The following is an 830-nucleotide window of genomic DNA, read 5'->3' as shown; positions in this document are numbered from 1 at the left end:
AGTCGAAGGGGTAGTGTTTCCTATACCCATTTCACCTGTACCAATTATCTTTCTTCCTTTTTTGATTTCTGATTCTGTAATTTCAATTCCTGTCTCAAGAGCTTTTACTGCCTCTTCATATGTCATTGCTGGACCTTTAGCCATATTATTAGTCCCGTATTTTACTTTCCTGTTTATTATTTCACTGTATTCAAGATCCTTCATTACACCTATATCTACAGTTACAAGATCTGCTCCTGCAATTTTTGCCAAAGCGCCGACACCTGTTATTCCTCTTGGAATATTATATGTTTGTATTTCTGTTACAACCTGAAGACCTGAAGCTACTCCTTCTTCACAAACTCCATGATCTGCAGACATAACAATTATAGCCTTGTTATCAAGATTAGGAAACATTTCACCTGTTATTCCCGACATCTGTATAGCAAGCTCTTCAAGCTTTCCAAGGCTTCCCTGAGGTTTGATTAAGTTATCCACCCTACTCTTGCATTCCTTCATTATATCTTCATTAAGTCCTTCGATTCTCTCTACAGTTTTTTTCAATAGTTCCATTTTAATCTCCTTTTATTTTCATTGTTTACAGTTTTCAAGTGTAGAAGCAGTGTTTGTATTTTTGTCAGAACTCTTAGCAGATGATTTCATATAACAGTGAGGTCGTGAATTTGAGGTGCGATAATTTCCTTAATAAAATGAGAATTGTCGTACCGAGTGAGCAGGGAACTGTAATATGAAATCATTTGCGGGCCGACTTCAACTAAAAAAAGCCCACACTTATAAAAGTGTGAACTTTCCATTGTCCATACGAATGTCTTTTTTGCTTAGAAAAAGAT

General features: G+C 36.0%; 1 protein-coding gene. It reads right to left on the bottom strand.

Going from position 1 to position 830, the window contains the following annotated elements:
* Positions 1-552 (bottom strand): nicotinate-nucleotide--dimethylbenzimidazole phosphoribosyltransferase (locus AC3AX0_RS11790; protein ID WP_487550479.1); only part of this gene is annotated, 552 nt, incomplete at its 3' end.
* Positions 553-830: the final 278 nt, after the last annotated feature.

It is taken from the genome of Dethiosulfatibacter sp. (assembly GCF_983023055.1).
This window is presented reverse-complemented; position numbering and strand designations above follow the sequence as displayed.